Here is a 17,498-nt window from a genome sequence, read left to right as displayed (position 1 = left end):
AAGACAACAAAAAAACCTGCTTCGGCAGGTTTTTTTGTGGCCGAAATCATCAAGACTTGGATTGGATGCTGGCAATCAACGGTTGCCGATTCACTTTTAAGCCTGTTTGCTCGGCATTTTCTGGCCAAGGGTAATAGCGGCGTGGTCTTTTAAAGCGGGCGATTTTGTCGGCGAGAAAGACTTCGAGCTCGGCCTCTATCGCACTCATCTCTTGGCTGGTGTGGCTGCGGTTTGTGTTGCTGCGGCTGGTGTTGCTGCGGCTGGTGTTGCTGCATATAGTCTTAGCGCGAATAATGTCACCGCGAATAATGGCGGCGGGGAGCTGGCCGAAGAGGGGATCGGGCTGAGGGAAGACGATTGCCTCATCTATTAGCGGATGAAGTTTGAGTGCCGCTTCAATCTCTTCTGGTTGAATGTTTTCGCCGCCGCTAATAAACATATTATCGACGCGGCCAAGAATGCGGAGATTGCCGTTTTCGTCCCATTCGCCTCTGTCTTTGGTATAAAACCAACCGTCGGCATCAAGGGGCTTTTCTATTCCCTTATCAGTGAGATAGCCCATAAATAAGCATTCGCCCCTAACCCAAATCACCCCATCGACAATCTTAAGCTCACGCCTTGGGAGTAATTTGCCACTCGTACCATCGCTCAGCGCTGGGCCTGTGGTGATTTGCGAGCCCATTTCTGTCATGCCGTAGCTGGTAAAGCTGGCAATATGGCGCTGTTCGAGTTGTTTCAGTAAATCGATAGAAACGGCACCGCCACCGAGTAGCAGGGCTTTAATACTGCTGAGCGAGGCCTGTTTGTCAGTGAGCAAATTGACTAACTGGGTTGGCACGAGGGACATATGGGTTAACGCATCGCGCTCGATTTGTGCCTGTAGCGGGAGAGCGAGATCTGGCAGAACCACAGTCGCCGCGACTAGGGCGCAGCGGTTGAGTATTGCAAGGCCGCCAATATGAAACAGCGGTAATGATAATAACCAAGCATCACCTTTGATGAGTGGGATCAGGCTGCGGGCGCCCTCGGCATTGGCAATGTGATTCGCAAGATTGTGTACGGCCGCCTTGGGAAAGCCGCTAGAGCCAGAGGTTAAAATCACATTACTAGGACGATAAATATCAAAAGCTGTCGCGGTTAGGCCAGCGTTTGGAGCCACGCCTAGACTAAAATCTAGCGTGAGTTGATGACAGCCTGATAAAGCCAGCTCATCTTCGCTCCAATAGAAAGGGATTTGGTGGCTATCGATAAGCCCTTGAACTTGCGCCAGCGGAAAGCGCGGTGAGATAGGAAAGAAGATGGCGCCAATATCCACACAGGCCCAATACAGGCAAATCATCTCTAGATTATTACGACTGATACACGCCAGTGATTGCCCTTGACCAACGCCGATGCGCGTGAGCTGCTCACCTAATACCAGCACCATTTGGCTTAAGCTCGCGTAGCTGATGTCTTGCCCATTGTGCTTAACCGCCGTCTGTGGGGGCGACATGAGCGCGGCGCTATGTAATGGCGAAATACGTTGCTGTGAAATAGATTGGGATGAAGCCAATGTTTGAGATTCGGACATTGTCGATTAATCCTGCTGCGTACTGGCGACAAGTTTAAGGCATTTAAGCGTAAGAGTTTGGGGCTTGCCGCTTGGTACGATTAAGTCTTGGCTAAAGGCAGCTAACGTATCGAGCCCAGGAATTTCATCGGGCGTCAGTATGGCGGCTAAATGGGCCAAATCATTGATACCTAAGCTGGCCTCAAGGCTGGAACTTAAGATACAGCGCACGCCATGGCTGTTCGCCTCGTCGATAAGGCGCTGAAGTTTTTCAATACTGCCCAGTAGCATGGGTTTGATGACTAATGCCGTTAATCCCTCATGCATCACAAATTGATAATCTGGGTCATTGAGGGATTCATCTAGGGCATAGGGCAGGGGAATGGCGCGATACAGAGTGTGATTATCCTGCGGCTGTTGGCAAGGTTCTTCAATATATTCAATGCTATCCAGTGGCAAGCAAGCGGCAAAGTCGAGGGCCTGTTCTAAGCTAAATCCACGGTTGGCATCTAAGCGCAGCTTGAGTTCCGGTCTTTGGCTTAAGATGCCATAAATCAGGCTCAACTCATCTTCCATGGAGGTTTGTGCAACCTTCACTTTAACTGAGCGCACGCTAGTATCGAGATTGGCGATTTTTGCAGCCAACTCGGTTTTGGGCGCATCTGTTGGCTGGTAAATCAACTGCACTGTGGTGGTAACGGGGCGCACCGTATCGAGTTTTCCGCTGAGTTTGGCATGTAGCAGGCTTAAGCCAAAGGCAATGGACGGATAGGGACTCGCTTCGGCCTGCTCGAGCAAGCAATCAATAGATTGGTTTTGCAGCTTGGGTAATAGCGCCACTAAGGCTTGTTGAACCTCATCGAGGCTTTCACGGCTAAAGCCTAATAATGGCTGTTGGTCGATATCGAATCCTGAGAGTGGCGCGATTTCAACATACTGCTCACGCACTTCACCTTCGGTTTGCGCTTTTGCCTGTAGTACTAAGCCAGCTCTGTAGTCAATGCGTTGTTTACCCACGGGCAAAAAGCGGTCTAAGGGCAGGCGATATAAATACAAGCTAAGTGAAGTTAAGATCATATTTTCCTTAACGCTTTATCGATTTAAAAGCGGTCTGTTTGCGTGTATCTCTACGTCAAGCGTTCGACGAACAAACTTCTTATACAGGCGAGTAATCCCGCAGGATTGGCTTGATGTATGTTATGCCCTGCCTGTTCAATCTGATGCAAGATGATGGGTTGTTGTGCTTGCCAGTCCTTTGCTATTGCTGTGAATTTAGCATCCTGGCTGCCGGCAAAAAAATGGCATTCGCAAGCAAGGCTTGCAGGTAGATCCCAAAGTGAAGCTTGGCGGGCAAGTGAGGTAGCCAAAAAGATTTGCTTGAGTGTGTGTTTGGAATGTTGGTCGAGCTGCGCCACGCGCTTTGCTATCAAGGCATTGCGCGCCTTGTCGGGCATATCGGCAAACACGGCCTGTTGATACCAAAGCTGTAAAAAATCCACGCTACTCAAGCTTTGCAGCCGTTTGGCCCACAGGTTGTCGCTCTTGCTGCGCGCGGCTTGTTCTTCGGTATTTGTCAGCCCGGGATGACAGGATTCTAGCCACAAACTCAACACTCGCTGCGGATAAGCTTGGGCAAGATGTAAGGCAATCCGGCCACCGAGGGAATACCCATAGAGGTAAAACGCTTCAATGCCGAGGCGATCGAGGCGGCTGATAATGTCTTGGACACAAAAGTCGAAGCCATCAGTGAGCGTCGATGCGATTTCTGGTTGATTGTCGCCGTGGCCGGGTAAATCAAGGCAGATACAGTGAAAATGTTGGCTGAGTTTAGGGATCAGCGGTAGCCAATCGGCCTTCGATCCTAAAAAACCATGGATCAGGACCAAGTTTGGCTGCGCTGTCTCTCCATAACGGGCCACGGTCGGCATTAACTTTGTTTCACCCATAAATTCAGCGCGGCGATCTGCTCGCTGGCTTGGTGTTGGCTAACGGTGACTTCGATGACAGAAGCACCCTGATAATCCAGCGCTTCATTATAGCTATTTTGGAAGTCGGCTAAGTTATCCACTTGGTTATAAGGAAGATTAAACATAGCGGCGGCATAACCAAATTCCAGACCATGGCTTAACCGATAGTAATCACTGCGCAGTTCCTCATTGGGGACGGGCAAGAGATTAAAGATATTACCGCCATCGTTGTTGAGGATAATGATCACCAGCGGACTGGTTAAATTGCGGGCGATGGCAAAGGAGTTGAGATCATGCAACTGGGATAAATCCCCAATAATCAAGCTGGTCGGTTTACCTTGGTGCGCTGCAATACCGCAGGCGGTGGCCAGTAAGCCATCGATCCCCGAGGCGCCGCGATTAGTGTAAGTGGTGGCAGTGCAGCAGCTCACTGGCGCGTACATATCGTACAAACGTACCGGCAGGCTATTGCCGATAAACAATTGCTGCTCCAGTGGTCGTGTATTGGCAATCGCGCGGATAACCTGAGCTTCACCAAACTCACCTTGATCAATATTGCGCACGAATAAACTATGCAATTCATCGTTGTAGCTAACTAAGGTATTAGCCCAATTCGCCGATGAAGAGCGATACCAGTTAAGCGATGCAAATTGGGCGGCGTTGGCGTGCCAAATGTGTTTAGCGTTATGGCTTGGGTCGAGCCTGTCCTGCTGCGGCAGCACTTGCCAGTAACTGTGCCAGTTTTGTTCGGCAAGGTAAGCAATCAAACGCTTAGACAATAAACGTCCACCAAACACCAGCACGCGGTCTGCCTCTTGTAACAGATTGCGCGCCTTGGGATGTTGCAGTAGTTGGTCAATATTACCAATCGCCGCCGGATGTTGTCGCAGTTGCGACTGAGCATCGGTCAGTAACGGCCAGCCAATTTTTTGAGATAGCGCAATGAGTTGCTGTGGATCTTGCTCTGGCGTGAGCGTACCCGCGATGATGACGCCCTTACCATGGACGAAACGCATAATGGCATCTTCGCTCGGGCTGCTTAATTGTTCACGCTTACCATAAAGAGTGTAAGGACGTGCTTGTTGCAGCCATGTTTGCAGCGGCTTGAGGTATGGCGATTCGCTATCGAGAATTGTGGCAGTTAATTCATTCGGATATAGCGGCTCACGGTACATACAGTTGATATGCACAGGGCGTGTTTGATTGGCCACGGCCTCATCAAGCGTGGTGAGCAACATCTGCGGTGCAATGTGCGCATCCGGTGTGGGGAGATTCACCTGCTGGGCATAATGGGCAAAAATGGCTGGTTGCACTATGGCTTGGTTGGCGCCACAACCGAGTAATTCTGGCGGTCTGTCACCACTAAGGACAATTAAAGGCACATGGGTGAGCCACGCTTCGACTATTGCAGGATAAAGATTAGCGACGGCCGTGCCAGAGGTGGTAATAATAGCTACGGGCGCAGAGCTGGCTTTGGCTAATCCAAGCGCCATAAACCCTAAGCCGCGCTCATCGAAATGCAAATGACGTTTCAGCTTGGTTTGCTGGGCTGCTGCAAGAGTTAACGGGGTTGAGCGTGAGCCTGGTGCCATGCAGACATGCTGCACACCAAGACGTGCTAATTCTTCCAGAATCAGTGCGCCCCACATGAGATTAAGTGTGGCTGTGTTTTCGGTTCGCATAGCAAGATTGATCAGGATAAAGATGGGCCTAGTGTAACGTGTTTGACGATTAAGATGTATGCCTGTCTTAACAAAACTTGGGACGACACGGAGGAGCGGTGAGGTGGAGCCTAAGCTAAGGCACAATATGCCTATCACCTCGAATAATAAGATGAAAACGTGTTAAGTATTTATCGCTAAATAATGCTATCAACAATTTTCTTTATTTGTTCACTGAGCCACACCAGCTCTTCGCTAGCGCGATTGGGCTGATTCTTTTGCACCAAGAAGATCGTCGGTGCTTCGGTGTCAGCGTATAAACGTTCTGCCTCAAGTTGTGATAATTGACAGGTATGCAGTTCGGGTATTTCTGCCACCATTTCATAAACCACTCGGTAGGGTAATAAAGAAATAGTTTGGCTCTCTCCTAAATATTCAAACAAACTAGAAATACTGGTAATGGTAATTTCAGTATTGAGTTTTATACCATTTTTTATACAGAATTCTTGATATGGGCTAAGGCGAGTACTGGGATTACCGAGATCAGTATTGACATAGGGATACTCTGCAATCGTCTCTAAGGTAATTTCTCGCTTAAAAATGGGATGATTTCGGCTAGCAATAAGATACACCTTACCCATACGTTGCAGTGTTGTGGTTTGTAACTTGTCTCCATAGGCTGCGACATCTGCGGTACTTTTATTGCAACAAATACCGAGGGTGGTATCACCATTGATGATGTCCTGCGTGGTATGCAGTGACCAAGGGGTAATATTGATATGGATAGATTTTTGCTCTTCTTTGATAGCTTGCATTAAGGCTTTAGGGAAAGCATAGGCAATAAGGCCTGGGGCGGCAATCTCAACATGTGTTTTAACATGATTGACATTGGCTGCTCGTACCTTTTGAAACTTCTCTGTACATTCAATGGTTTGTTTCGCTATCGGGTATAAGTGCGTGACAAATTCATTGGGGAATAAGCCATATTTCTTACGGATAAAAAGCTCATCACCAAATACTTCTCGCAGGTTTTTAAGGCTACGACTTATTTTGGGGGCTGGGATATCTAATGCCTTTGATACATAGGTTGCAGACTTGTTCTCATATAATGAAACAAGTATTTTTAAACTCAGAATATCGAGGCCATCCATGTTACTAATATGCATTTTTTATATTCCTTAATATTGAGTAAATACTTTAAAGAACACCTAATTATGGTGTTATTAATTTAATTTAATGTGAAATCCATCCCAAGTTTTGCACCTTAAATTTATCTATATGTAACAATAGGTTTAGAATTTGATTTTTTATATTTCAAAAAATATTATTAAACTAATTTGAAATTTTAATTTTTGATATTCAGTTACGCCAATTTCATTTTTTTAATTAACTATTATCAATATGTGCATTTTAGATTTACGCTATACAGTAATGTGTCCTGCATCCTAACTTGTTGTTTATGTTTAATTTTGAATTTAAACATGTGATCCAGATCAAAAAAATAAATCCCGTCTGCAATAATACTGAAGGTGCTTTAAAGGAGAAAACAAAAATATAATTGTGTTATTGGAGGCGTATATGAATACTTCAGTCATTCTCAGCTATGCGTTTATGTACTTCGTACTATTCGTAGCGGTGCCATTTGTGTTTGTAATGTTTGTCATGACTTGCATTAAGTTTTTTAGGGCGGATCCCGAGGAGGCTGCACATCATGAAATGAAACTCAAACCAGTGTTATTTGATGAAGATAGTTTCAACTTTTTTAAATCACTAAAAACTGTCGTTGAAGGCAAATACGATGTCTGCTGCAATGTTCCACTCGACACTGTATTTGACATGGACCAGCACGATGCTGATTTAAACCATGAATGCCGTCTCGACTATGTGTTGATTGACCATGATTCTTCAGAAGTCAAAATGGTGATCAGTGACGCCGGTAAGCAAATCAATTCACCCATGAAAAAGCTATTCAGCAAATTCAATATTGGTTTTATTGAAATGAATCAGCATAAACAGTGGGATGCAACAAGTCTCAAGCAAGCGCTAGCCGTTTGACCACGCTCGTCGGGTTCGGAGTTCTCCGAACCCTGACTTCCTCTTTATTTCCCAATGAATTGATATGAGGACTCGCTATGTCTACACGACAATGGCTGTGGTCATTACGCTTGGGTGCAATGGCATTGCTGCTCAGTTTTTCCGCAACAAGTGCTGAACCCGCGAAGCAAATTAATAGTGATGCTTGCATGAAGTGTCATAAGCGTAATGGTCAAATGTTAGGGCATCACGGCCAGGATGCCATGAAAATGACCTGTTCAAGCTGTCATGGTGAAAAAGGTGATCATCCCAAAAAACCAAATGATTTAGTGGTTTTTGGATTAAATGAGGCATCCGAAGCTGCTGTGCAATTAAAGGTGTGCCAAAAATGCCATATGCCAGCCAAACTCAGCTCCCAAGAGTGGACGCATAATGTGCATGCCCAAAAAGTGGCCTGTGCCGCTTGCCATAAATTACATAGCCCAACCGATCCTATGGCAGAGATGACGCCTAAGGTTCGCAGTGAGCTGTGCCGTACTTGCCATACAGGCCAGCAGGAGTAAGGTTATGGAAAATTCAAAAAGAAGATTTCTCAAAGGAGCATGCGCCTTATTGGCAGGGGCATCGGGTAGCACATTACTGGCTACTGTGAATGCCTCAAATGAGGCTAAAGCCGAACCTAGTGTGAAATACGCACTGATCCACGATGAAACTAAGTGTATTGGCTGTCGAGCTTGCGAAGTTGCCTGCCGTGAAACCAACCAAGTGCCCGAGGGTGTTGCCCGATTAAAAATAGAGCAAACTGGACCCTATGGGGAATATCCGAACCAGTTTTATCACTTCAGTCGTAAGTCTTGCCAGCATTGTGAAGACGCGCCCTGCGTCAATGTTTGCCCGACGGGTGCCGCCTTTATCGATAAAGAGACTGGCATTGTGGCGGTAGATGCTTGGAAGTGTGTGGGTTGCCAATATTGCATTGCAGCCTGCCCATACAAAATTCGTTTTATTAATCCTGTTACCCACGCTGCGGACAAATGCGATTTTTGCCGTGAGACAAACCTCGCCCAAGGTAAACAACCTGCCTGTGTCGCTGCCTGCCCGACTAAGGCATTGGTCTTTGGCAACTTAAAAGATCCCACTTCTCAGGTGGTACAAGTGCTAAAGGCTAACCCAACCCAAAGGGCTAAGGTCGACCTCGGCACTCGGCCAAAACTGTTCCGCATTGTGGCTAAATCAGGGGAGGTGGCAATATGAGCGCCCTACATTTTGATACGCTAGTGTGGCATTGGCCAATTGCAATTTACCTGTTTTTAGCGGGGGCATCTGCTGGCGCCATGTTCTTTGCGGTGTTACTCAAGCATTTTGTGTTGAAACATAATGCCTACCAGTCTGGCTTTGTGCAGGCGGCCTGTATTGTGGCGCCCGTGGCGGTGATGGCGGGTTTGGGCATCTTGGTATTGGACTTAACTAAGCCCTTCGATTTTTGGAAGATATTAGTCTTCTACAATCCTAAGTCTGTGATGTCTATGGGTGTGTTGATCCTGCTCATCTACCAAGTCTTTATGTTTATGTGGATTGGTTTGTTATTCCGTAAACCTATTGATGCATGGTGTGAGAGTCGCTTTCCCATAGTGCTGAAGTTGACAGCTTGGCTTAGCCGCTTCGAGGCGACGATTACCGGTTTATTGGTGATCTTTTCCCTCGCGCTGGGGGCTTATACTGGCTTTTTACTCTCGGCTTTACCCGGCTATCCGATGTTGAAAAACCCCGTATTGCCACTGCTGTTTTTGGCTTCGGGACTCTCATCCGGCGCGGCATTTTCTCTGCTGGGTGGGGTGTTGCTTAATGCTAATCCTAACGCCAAGGAAGTTCACTTTATCCATAAGGTTGAAATCCCATTGATTTTGGTGGAGATAGTGCTGATTTTTACCTTCTTTATGGGCTTAGTGTTGTCAGGCGGTCAAAGCAAATTTGCGGCTTTCAATGCGATAGGTTATGGCTTCTGGGGATGGGTTTTCTGGATTGGCATTGTTGGGATCGGATTATCGGGCCCCTTGGCAATGAACCTGTTTATGACAGCCACGTCAAAGCGTAAGTGGGCCTATGTAGCAGGCACCGCATGCTTAAGTCTGATTGGTGTGCTACTACTGCGTAACTTTATTCTCTACACGGGGCAAATGACGGTCGTTTGATTGAGCATGGTTGGCTCAATGTTATAGATAAGAAGGAATTACGGTGAATGGCGAAGCGGTGTCTAAGGAAGCACCGTGAGCTAACTCCCTTTAATAACGCTGGCTGAAGTGATTAAAGGTGCGTTGTCTTGTCGCGATTTGCTGTCACAGGGAGGTTATTGGGAAGGGAAGCCATATTTGATATTTAGGTATTGTTTGCCCTGCCTCCACAAGGGCCTCGCCACCTTTATTCCTTAGGGGTGGCGTTTCTTGTTTGGGGCACGCAAGGTTACTCGCCAGTATTATTAATCCACTCGCTCATCACCACATGGGTTTTAATCTTGATGATATCGGTGTGAGTATCGATATATTCGCGGATTTCATGCAGACGACGCATTGATGGGGCATGGACATACACCAGTAAATCCATATCACCGGAAATACCACGGCAGGTAATTACTTCGGGGATCGCATGGAACACGTGTACCACATCGGCGCAGCGGGGACATTTATGTTGGATTTCGAAGTAGGCCGACACTCCCTCTTTTTGCGATTCGCTCAGTAAAACCTGATAGCCACGGATCACGCCACCTAGCTCTAGCTTTTTTATCCGCTCGGCAACCGCGCTACGGGAAAGATTGACCTGCTCTGCAATACTGGAAACACTTTGGCGAGCATCTTGGCGCAAACAATCGATGATGGCGGTATCAAACTTATCCAACGTGGACTCCGAAAAAAATAGGTATAACAAGTGAGGCGGCCTAAAAGTACGACTCAGTATAAGGCCTTGAGTTACACCGTCATTTTGCCTGAAATAGTGCTTTTTACCGTCATTGTGCTGGCGTTTACCACTAAGAACACCGAAATTGACGGCAGATTGCGGCGTAAAATTTCACTATACTGACGGCTTCAAAACCATTGAATGTTAACAGATGAACTCACATAGCGGAACTATAGGACGTTGGCAAGGTGCAGGCTTGATGGCCACCACTTTGCTGGGCACTGGGGTGTTTATTCTCCCGCAAATGACAATCGACAAGGCCCATGCTGGTGCGCTTATCGCTTGGTCACTCCTCACCTTAGCCATTATTCCGGTGGCGCTGATTTTTGGGCGGCTGGCTAGTGTTTTTCCCCATGCTGCGGGTCCCGCTTATTTTGTGGAAAAGGCTTTTGGGCGTACCGCAGGCCGTACTATCGGACTCATTTTTTTGTTGGTCGTGCCGATGGGTGCGCCCGCCGCGATTTTGATGACTTTCCAGTTTGTTAATGCACTCATTCCCCTCGATGGCTGGCCCAAGGTGGGCGCTGAGGTGTTCGTTATTTTTGGCTTGTTCCTGCTCAATCTTCGTGGCATTCAAGTGTCGGCCAAACTGCAATTCTGCTTAACCCTTTGTATTGTCGCCATTGTGGTGGTGCTCTTTGGCGCAAGCAGTCTTCAGCCTGGGCATTTAACCTCACTTGCCAGCTATGGCTCACCAGAAATCTCTACCATGATGATTGCCGCAGGTATCGCTTTTTGGAGCTTTTTAGGGATAGAGGCGATGACTCATCTCGCCGATGATTTTCGTCGCCCACAGCAGGATATGATCCCAGCCATGATGATGGGGACTGTGCTGGTGGGGATTATTTATGTGGCCTGCACACTGATTTTACTGTTAGTGCCAACTGACAAAAGCGTGGCGATGATTGGTGTATTCGATGCGCTTTTAGGGGGATACGGTGCGCAAGTGATTGGTGTACTGGGGATTGCCAGTGGCCTTGCCACAGTAAACGTCTATGCCGCCAGCGCTGCGCGTCTTGTATGGAGTTTTAGTTGTGAAGGTATTTTACCGCGCTGCTTTGCGGTTAAGAATCGTCATGGTGTGCCGATCCGTGCCTTGGCGGCCTTACTCGGCGTGATGGCGAGTGTGATAGTGCTGACTCACATCACGGGTCAGGAACTCGAACATCTTATTGCCTGGAGTAACGGGGTGTTCGTGGTGATCTACTTAATGGCGATGTTAGCTGCGGCTAAATTATTGCCCCGTCGCAACTTACCTTTAGTGGTATTAGGTTGTGGCTTCTGCTTAGCGTTAGGTATCGCGCTTGGGGCAAGCATGGCCTATGTGTTTGCGTTAATCCTATTTGTTGCCCCATTCTTGTGGTGGCAAAAGAGCCATATTAGTCGTAAGCGGGCCTTGGCGGTTAACAAGGTTGCTTAATCCCGATGTCATTCAAATAATGACAGATCAGCACACAAGGTTTTAAGCGTGCTGATCTGCGAGTCTTAAATCTGTTGATCCAGTTTAAAATCGAGTTGTACTTGTTGATTTAATTGGGGTACGGCCTTGCCCGCATCAAACTTAGGTTTGTATTTCCAGTTTTGCACTGCTGGAAGCGCCGCCTTATCAAACACTCGCTTCGGGTTAGCATCGAGCACGCGCACATTGCTGACCGTACCATCCGCAGTAATATCAAAGCCTACGACCACATAACCTTCTTTGCCATTTTGTGCTGCTTCAATCGGATAACGAGGAGACACTTGCACCACGGGTAAGGCCTCAGCGGTGATAGTCGATTGGTTAAAGAATGTCGTTTGGATTGGCATTTCTGGGGTAAAAGTCTGGGGGCTAAATTCGACCACTTCAGCACTTTCGCCCGGCGTTGTGACCCGCTCCCTTGTTGGGATGGGTTTTGGCGGTTCGGGTTGGCGACTTTCCTTCGGAGGAATGGGTGTTCGCTCGCTCATCAAAATATTGATTTGCGGCGCATCTGACGTTTGTCCGCTCAATGGCTGTGGATTATGGATAAGTTGCGCCATAAACACGAACAAACCTAAGGTGATCAGTGCGCTAACGATAATAATCCCGGTGCGATTAACAAGTGCATTTGGGCCCATAGTGCTTCCTTACAATTGATGAACAATATTTAATCTATAACATCCATTGCTTATTATTTGAAATATTTATTTACAAATAAGATTAACTATTGAGCAAGTCTAATCTCTTTACCTATAACGCAAAGCGCGAATTGCTGTGATTTTTGCTATGTTGCAGAGGCATTCTTATGATTGGCGGGCTGAATTTTCACTAAGATTGCGATTGCTAAATACTGACTGAAAAGCTGCACATTCGACTCATAAGTGTTCATAAGCTTAAGAGCGAGGCGAGATTTTGTGTTCTATATTTTGATCATTCATCTAGAAGGAGAATAAATATGGATTCTGCTGCGCTACTGAGTCGAGTTGATGAGTTGCCTCGTTTACCTAAAGCAATCAGTGAACTGCTTGATGTCGTTAACGACGACAACGCTACAGTAAAAAATATTGCGACTAAGGTGTCTCATGATCCCCTGATCAGTGCCAAGGTACTCAGATTAGCTAACTGCGCCTATTACGGCCACAGTCGCGAGGTGGGCAGTATTGATGAAGCCGTAGTACGCCTTGGAATGCAAACCTTGCGTACCTTAGTATTAGCATCTGCCGTGATGGGGGCGGTGCCTAAATGCAATGGTGTTGATTTAGCGCAGTTTTGGGGACAAACCTTCGAAATTGCACTCTACAACCAAGAGATGGCTAAACGGTGCGGTGTTCAGCCCGACGAGGCTTTTACCTGCGGCATCCTTCACCGTATTGGTGATTTATTGATTGCGGCAATTTCCCCTGAAGATGCTGAAAAAATTAACGAAGCTGTCGCACAGGGTAAAGATAAGCATGCTTTTGAGCGAGAACTCCTCGGTTATGATTCCCCCGATATTGGTGCTTTGTTGGCTCAAAATTGGAAATTTACCCCTGCATTGGTGCAAGGCATTCTTTACCAAGATCATCCTAAGGATTCGAATCCATTTTCTAAATTGGCAGCTTTGTTGTGTTTATCCCACAAAGTATTAGCGGACTGGGACACTATTGAGGATGACGATAAAACCAGTTGGCTATCACAGCTTGCGACTAAAAAAGGCTTAAAAATGGAAATGGGTGGGCTTCGGTCTAAGTTAACGGAGCTAAGAGGCGTCGGTTTTGAAATTGGTAAGGCGCTTGCCTAAGCCAGCTGGAACAGGAAACGGCAATCTACAACCTTGATTCAAAAGCATGAATGGCAGTACTGCCATTCATGCTTTTTTATGGCTTGCTTTTAGCGTGCCACTTGGGCTTCGATGGCCTGATTACGCATCTGAATAAGCTCGCTGTGTTTGAGATACAGCAAATCAGCAGTACGGCGAATGATTTGATCTTCGTACTGGGAGAGTTGTCCATCGGCATAGGCTAATTGCCACATGGCTAGTAATAATTGCTGTTTTTGCTCCAAGCTAAATTCGGTATTAATGGTATTGGTAAACTCAAATAATGAGGTGGCATTACCTTGGGCTTTTTTGGCTTCTTCAATTAAATCATTAGCATCCTGCGCCGACATCGATAGGGTCTCTGTCAGCAGCTTAGGCAATAGTGCTCTTTCTTCTGCGGCGAGGGTTTCATCGGCATATACCACTTCGAGCAACATGCTCGCCGCCGCTAATTTTAGCTGGTGGGCTTTCTCCTCTGGGGAGATGGCGTGGGTGTGGGATTGAAGGAATCGTTTCAGCTTCGCAATCATAAAGTGGCACTGCTCTGGCAAGAAGGAATAACTAGATAGAGTGATTTTTCACGTTAAAGTTCACCCTAAGCATAGGCTTAGGGTGGGGCGACATTTACAGCAGAGTATTTAAACCCTTCATCAGCAGATCTGAGCTGCCTTCGGCACCATTTGTCTCAAGATAAGACTTGGCAATATTGATCATTGGCATGGCTAATTCTTTAGAAATACCCAGTTTTTCAAAGGCATCTAACACCATTGCACTACCTTGCAGAGAAGAGCCAATATTGCCAGCCTTAGACAACAGGCCAGAAACGCCTGAGTTCGCATCAAGTTTAGGTGCTGCGGCTAATAGGCTGTCGGCATTAGGGATACTGGCAGCTAGTTTGGTGTAATCATTCGAACCTAGACTCGATTGTGCTAGGCCCAACAGACTGCCTAAACCGCCTTCGGCTTGGGTTTGGTTCAGTCCGAGTTGCGACATCACGCTGCCAACTAATGCGTTGGATTGGGTGACGCTACCTGTGGCCACTTTCTCTGTTTTTGCTTGTGTGCCAGCGAGGTTATCTAACCAGCTTGCACTGGCGGGAGTGGCTAAAAGTGTGGCGCTAATCAGAATAGAGAGTGTGAAAGTGTGTTTCATAGAGTGGCATCCTTTGACGGTTTGCGCGCAATAAAGTGGACAGTGTAACGGCTTTGAGACTTTTGTTGCAGCCCTTTTCTGTGATTTACGGTTCACTCAGGTGATTTGTGTTGTGCATTGGGGCGGGATTTTGGGTATCCTTAGCGGCAATTCACGGTGTTAATTTACTTCAATTATTTTGGAAAGGCGCATGTCACTATCCGCAATTTTGACCGAAGCTTATAACTTTTTCCGTAATCATCTCACTCAGCTTGCCATGCTGACGGTGCCACTGTTATTAGTGCAGGTTGGTATTCAGCTATGGCTTGGCACAGAGATGAGCAAAGTTGATCTGGAAAACCCGCAGTTTGGCGCATCACACATGATCGCTATGATGCTCCTTCTGCTGCTCTTCTCGGTATTGATTGCGGCGTTAACGCTGTTTTTAGAACTGAGATCCCAAGGGCATAATCCATCGGCTGGTATGGTACTGAAAGCCAGCTTACCCTTTGTGCCACCTTTACTCTTGGCTGGCGTATTCTCTGGACTGGCCATTTTAGCGCCAGTGATGCTATTTGCAGCGTTTGGCCCTATGTGGTTAGTGGGACTCGTTATTAGCTTTTATCTGTTTGCTCGCCTAGCCTATGTGAACTTTATGGTGGTGGTTGAGCGTTTAACACCGCTGGAAGCGATTAAGGCAAGCTTTAGCTTTAGTGGCCCGATTGTGTTAAAAACCATTGCGTTATTAATGCTTTACTTACCGCTTTCTGTGGTTGGTAGCCAGCTTTCAGCAGCGGCATCTTTTGGTGGCTTGCCTGTGCAATTGCTCGCGGATACCTTTATGGCATTTATTGGGTTATTCGTAAACTTGGCATTGTTCCGTTTGTATATGGTGTCTAAAAAGCCAACTGCGGAATAATATCAACTGAGCAAATTCAATTTGAGGTAAGGATTTATGGGGACTGAGGCTGAGTTACTGGATAGTGAATTTATCCAAGGGTTTTCGGCCTCGCTTCTTGATGATTACCTCAATGCTAAAAACTATGTGCAGGATGTGCCTACTCAGTCATTACTGCATATTCGCAGTTTTACCCATAGGCTGACTGACTTGCTAGGGCAGAGTAAAGCGGTGTCCTTTGCTAGCCCCAATCTCTATGATCGTATTGAGCTGTTAAATCAAAAACGGCTGATCGATGTGAAGACCACCAGAGCGTTGCATCGCCTGCGCGCTGATGGTAACCGTGGCGCTCACCCTGAAAAATATCATCTTACCCAAGAGCAGTTACTCGCCTTGGCCCAAAAAGCCATTAAAGATGTACTCGCTTTAGTCGAGCATCTGTATCCGAAGGTGGTTGGCTGCGAGGCGCCTGCATACCGCTTTCAAGCCAGCGATGCGATTACGGTTAAAGATCTCTGTTACCGCGCGGTGATGGAGGATGATCCCAATGCGCAGTATCTTGTGGGGATCTCTTTTAAAACCAAAGCATTAATGCTTAAGGAGCAGGAGCTTGCCCTCGTCGATCAGTACTATGGCACTGAAGACGATAGCCCAGTAGTAAAAGCTGTCGCACAAAAAGCCAGTGATACTTTTGCTAAGGCCGCCTACTGGTTTGCCCTTGCAGCCCCAACCCATATGCAAGCCCTCTATGAGCATGGAGTGAGTTTAATCCATGGCTATCAGGGAGAGGCCGATGCCATTAAAGGCGAGGCAGCGATAGCTACTGCGGCTGAGGCTGGCGTGGTCAATGCGATGGCGCTGCTTGGCTATTTTTACCTGGTGGGCAGTGAGTCATTTAAGCCGGATTTAGCCCAAGCGAAACACTTTTTACAGCTGGCGGCCGAAGGTGAGCAAACCGAAGCCATGGCGAATTTAGGTGTGCTTTACTATCAAACCAAGGATTTACCGCAAGCCTATCATTTTATAAGTAAAGCGGCCCAGGCGGGTTATCCCCATGCCCAATATCATTTGGCCTTAATGCTCGCCAATGGTGATGGTTGTCTGCGAGATCCCATCGCGAGTGAGTATTGGATGGCCGAAGCGGCAGAGCAAGGTCAGCTCGATGCCATGCTTACCCGTGCGCAACATATGCTAAATGATGGAAGTGGCTTGGGTGGCGATGTGAGTCAGGCTGAGCGCTATCTGCGTGAGGTCATTAAATATGGTCACAGTGTGCCTGCCATGATTGAGCTGAGTATGGCATTGGCCGACGGCATTTTGGGGCGCATTGATGTGGTGGGTTCTGCGGCGCTGCTAAATCTAGCGCGCCGTCATGCTAATAGCAAAGAGGCTGAGATCATCGAGCCTCTTTGGCAATCGCTTGTTTTACAAATCGATACTGTAATGAAGATCACTCAAGATCCCGGTGAAATTCATACCCTTAATCGTGCAAAAGACCTACTAAGTGCTGAGGACTACTCTTCCTCTTTTTGATGTTCAAAGATACGACCTCGGTACTCAGTTGCATGGGGTTCACGCACAACATTCGCGGTTTGATTAAACGCTGACGTTTGGCTAGTCGCCTCGCTCGCTTGTGCCTGCGCTCGGCGCGCTTGCTCACGATTAAACTTACTCAATTGGCGCGCTACATAAATACGACTAAATAGCACTAAGCAGCCTAGAGCAATTGCGCCAAATAAAAGCACAAAAGGTAATAAAAACAGTGATAAACAGATTAGACTGACACTGATTGCCATCGCAAACCAAGCCCGTGCTCCTGAAATGCGTGGCTGAAATGGGCTCTGTTGAAATTGTTGATAAATCATAAGAACTCCTAATCAAAATGGGTGAGGCTGAAGGTGAGTCGCCCAGTATTTGATAACGGGCTTGGCCAAATTGCTATGTTAGAGAAGCCTCTTTCCCCAATGTTATGGACGTTCAGTGTGCAATAAATAAACGGATTGGGTCACGTTAATTTGGGTTAATTTACGTTCTTTTACGTCCATGACT

At 47.1% G+C, this 17,498-nt stretch carries 18 protein-coding genes; 8 read left to right on the top strand and 10 right to left on the bottom strand.

The features are described 5' to 3' along the window. Positions 1-49: 49 nt before the first annotated feature. The 5 genes from menE to JM642_RS19305 form a co-directional block, all read right to left on the bottom strand. Positions 50-1,570: an o-succinylbenzoate--CoA ligase gene (gene menE / locus JM642_RS19325; protein ID WP_203432388.1), complete on the bottom strand. Its 1,521-nt coding sequence runs from the start codon at positions 1,568-1,570 to the stop codon at positions 50-52. A gap of 6 nt (positions 1,571-1,576) precedes the next feature. Then, positions 1,577-2,626 (bottom strand): o-succinylbenzoate synthase, encoded by a 1,050-nt coding sequence (gene menC, locus JM642_RS19320; RefSeq protein WP_203432387.1) that lies wholly within the window; start codon positions 2,624-2,626, stop codon positions 1,577-1,579. Positions 2,627-2,676: 50 nt separating this feature from the next. Beyond that, positions 2,677-3,477 carry a 2-succinyl-6-hydroxy-2,4-cyclohexadiene-1-carboxylate synthase gene (gene menH, locus JM642_RS19315; protein ID WP_203433865.1) on the bottom strand — a complete coding sequence of 267 codons (801 nt, stop codon included), beginning with the start codon at positions 3,475-3,477 and terminating at the stop codon, positions 2,677-2,679. Continuing rightward, positions 3,477-5,198: a 2-succinyl-5-enolpyruvyl-6-hydroxy-3-cyclohexene-1-carboxylic-acid synthase gene (gene menD, locus JM642_RS19310; protein WP_203432386.1), complete on the bottom strand. Its 1,722-nt coding sequence runs from the start codon at positions 5,196-5,198 to the stop codon at positions 3,477-3,479. Before menD ends, menH begins: the two co-directional genes overlap by 1 nt. A gap of 176 nt (positions 5,199-5,374) precedes the next feature. Next, entirely contained in the window at positions 5,375-6,343 is a 969-nt protein-coding gene (locus JM642_RS19305; protein WP_088586322.1) for a LysR family transcriptional regulator, read from the bottom strand. Between the two features lie 412 nt (positions 6,344-6,755). Here JM642_RS19305 and JM642_RS19300 point away from each other — a divergent pair, with 412 nt between their 5' ends. From JM642_RS19300 to nrfD, 4 genes are all read left to right on the top strand, one after another. Beyond that, positions 6,756-7,232, top strand: coding sequence for a DUF2726 domain-containing protein (locus JM642_RS19300; protein WP_037423607.1), 477 nt, complete (start codon positions 6,756-6,758; stop codon positions 7,230-7,232). Positions 7,233-7,309: 77 nt separating this feature from the next. After that, a complete protein-coding gene (locus JM642_RS19295; protein ID WP_037423605.1) occupies positions 7,310-7,774 on the top strand; it encodes a nitrite reductase in 465 nt (154 codons plus the stop codon). 4 nt (positions 7,775-7,778) lie between these two features. Then, positions 7,779-8,465: a 4Fe-4S dicluster domain-containing protein gene (locus tag JM642_RS19290; protein ID WP_047537960.1), complete on the top strand. Its 687-nt coding sequence runs from the start codon at positions 7,779-7,781 to the stop codon at positions 8,463-8,465. Continuing rightward, positions 8,462-9,403 carry a cytochrome c nitrite reductase subunit NrfD gene (nrfD, locus tag JM642_RS19285; RefSeq protein ID WP_047537963.1) on the top strand — a complete coding sequence of 314 codons (942 nt, stop codon included), beginning with the start codon at positions 8,462-8,464 and terminating at the stop codon, positions 9,401-9,403. Before JM642_RS19290 ends, nrfD begins: the two co-directional genes overlap by 4 nt. A gap of 268 nt (positions 9,404-9,671) precedes the next feature. Here the strand turns inward: nrfD and JM642_RS19280 are convergent, their stop codons facing one another. Then, positions 9,672-10,103 carry an Lrp/AsnC family transcriptional regulator gene (locus JM642_RS19280; protein ID WP_144345291.1) on the bottom strand — a complete coding sequence of 144 codons (432 nt, stop codon included), beginning with the start codon at positions 10,101-10,103 and terminating at the stop codon, positions 9,672-9,674. 211 nt (positions 10,104-10,314) lie between these two features. Between JM642_RS19280 and yjeH the strand changes: the two genes are divergently transcribed. Beyond that, positions 10,315-11,583, top strand: a complete 1,269-nt coding sequence (yjeH, locus tag JM642_RS19275) for an L-methionine/branched-chain amino acid transporter (RefSeq protein WP_203432385.1) — start codon at positions 10,315-10,317, stop codon at positions 11,581-11,583. Positions 11,584-11,648: 65 nt separating this feature from the next. Here the strand turns inward: yjeH and JM642_RS19270 are convergent, their stop codons facing one another. After that, entirely contained in the window at positions 11,649-12,260 is a 612-nt protein-coding gene (locus tag JM642_RS19270; protein WP_203432384.1) for an energy transducer TonB, read from the bottom strand. Positions 12,261-12,577: 317 nt separating this feature from the next. Here JM642_RS19270 and JM642_RS19265 point away from each other — a divergent pair, with 317 nt between their 5' ends. Continuing rightward, positions 12,578-13,402 carry an HDOD domain-containing protein gene (locus JM642_RS19265; RefSeq protein WP_037423586.1) on the top strand — a complete coding sequence of 275 codons (825 nt, stop codon included), beginning with the start codon at positions 12,578-12,580 and terminating at the stop codon, positions 13,400-13,402. Positions 13,403-13,491: 89 nt separating this feature from the next. Here JM642_RS19265 and JM642_RS19260 read toward each other — a convergent pair whose 3' ends face one another. Both JM642_RS19260 and JM642_RS19255 read right to left on the bottom strand, forming a co-directional pair. Then, positions 13,492-13,950, bottom strand: coding sequence for a TerB family tellurite resistance protein (locus tag JM642_RS19260; protein ID WP_055647301.1), 459 nt, complete (start codon positions 13,948-13,950; stop codon positions 13,492-13,494). Between the two features lie 94 nt (positions 13,951-14,044). Next, on the bottom strand, positions 14,045-14,572 hold the full coding sequence (locus tag JM642_RS19255) for a DUF2780 domain-containing protein (protein ID WP_203432383.1): 528 nt from the start codon (positions 14,570-14,572) through the stop codon (positions 14,045-14,047). 190 nt (positions 14,573-14,762) lie between these two features. Between JM642_RS19255 and JM642_RS19250 the strand changes: the two genes are divergently transcribed. After that, the gene (locus tag JM642_RS19250; RefSeq protein ID WP_037423577.1) at positions 14,763-15,470 is read left to right on the top strand and encodes a hypothetical protein; all 708 of its coding nucleotides are present in this window, start codon (positions 14,763-14,765) and stop codon (positions 15,468-15,470) included. A 36-nt stretch (positions 15,471-15,506) separates the two neighbouring features. Continuing rightward, positions 15,507-16,982 carry a DUF4145 domain-containing protein gene (locus tag JM642_RS19245; RefSeq protein ID WP_203432382.1) on the top strand — a complete coding sequence of 492 codons (1,476 nt, stop codon included), beginning with the start codon at positions 15,507-15,509 and terminating at the stop codon, positions 16,980-16,982. Here JM642_RS19245 and JM642_RS19240 read toward each other — a convergent pair. Continuing rightward, positions 16,964-17,314 carry a hypothetical protein gene (locus tag JM642_RS19240; RefSeq protein WP_203432381.1) on the bottom strand — a complete coding sequence of 117 codons (351 nt, stop codon included), beginning with the start codon at positions 17,312-17,314 and terminating at the stop codon, positions 16,964-16,966. The genes JM642_RS19245 and JM642_RS19240 overlap by 19 nt on opposite strands. Positions 17,315-17,498: the final 184 nt, after the last annotated feature.

Origin of the sequence: Shewanella sp. LZH-2 (assembly GCF_016859145.1) — a bacterium.
In the GTDB taxonomy this organism is placed as follows: domain Bacteria; phylum Pseudomonadota; class Gammaproteobacteria; order Enterobacterales; family Shewanellaceae; genus Shewanella; species Shewanella xiamenensis.
Note: the sequence above shows the minus strand (reverse complement) of the source record. Positions and strands in the feature narration are given on the sequence as shown.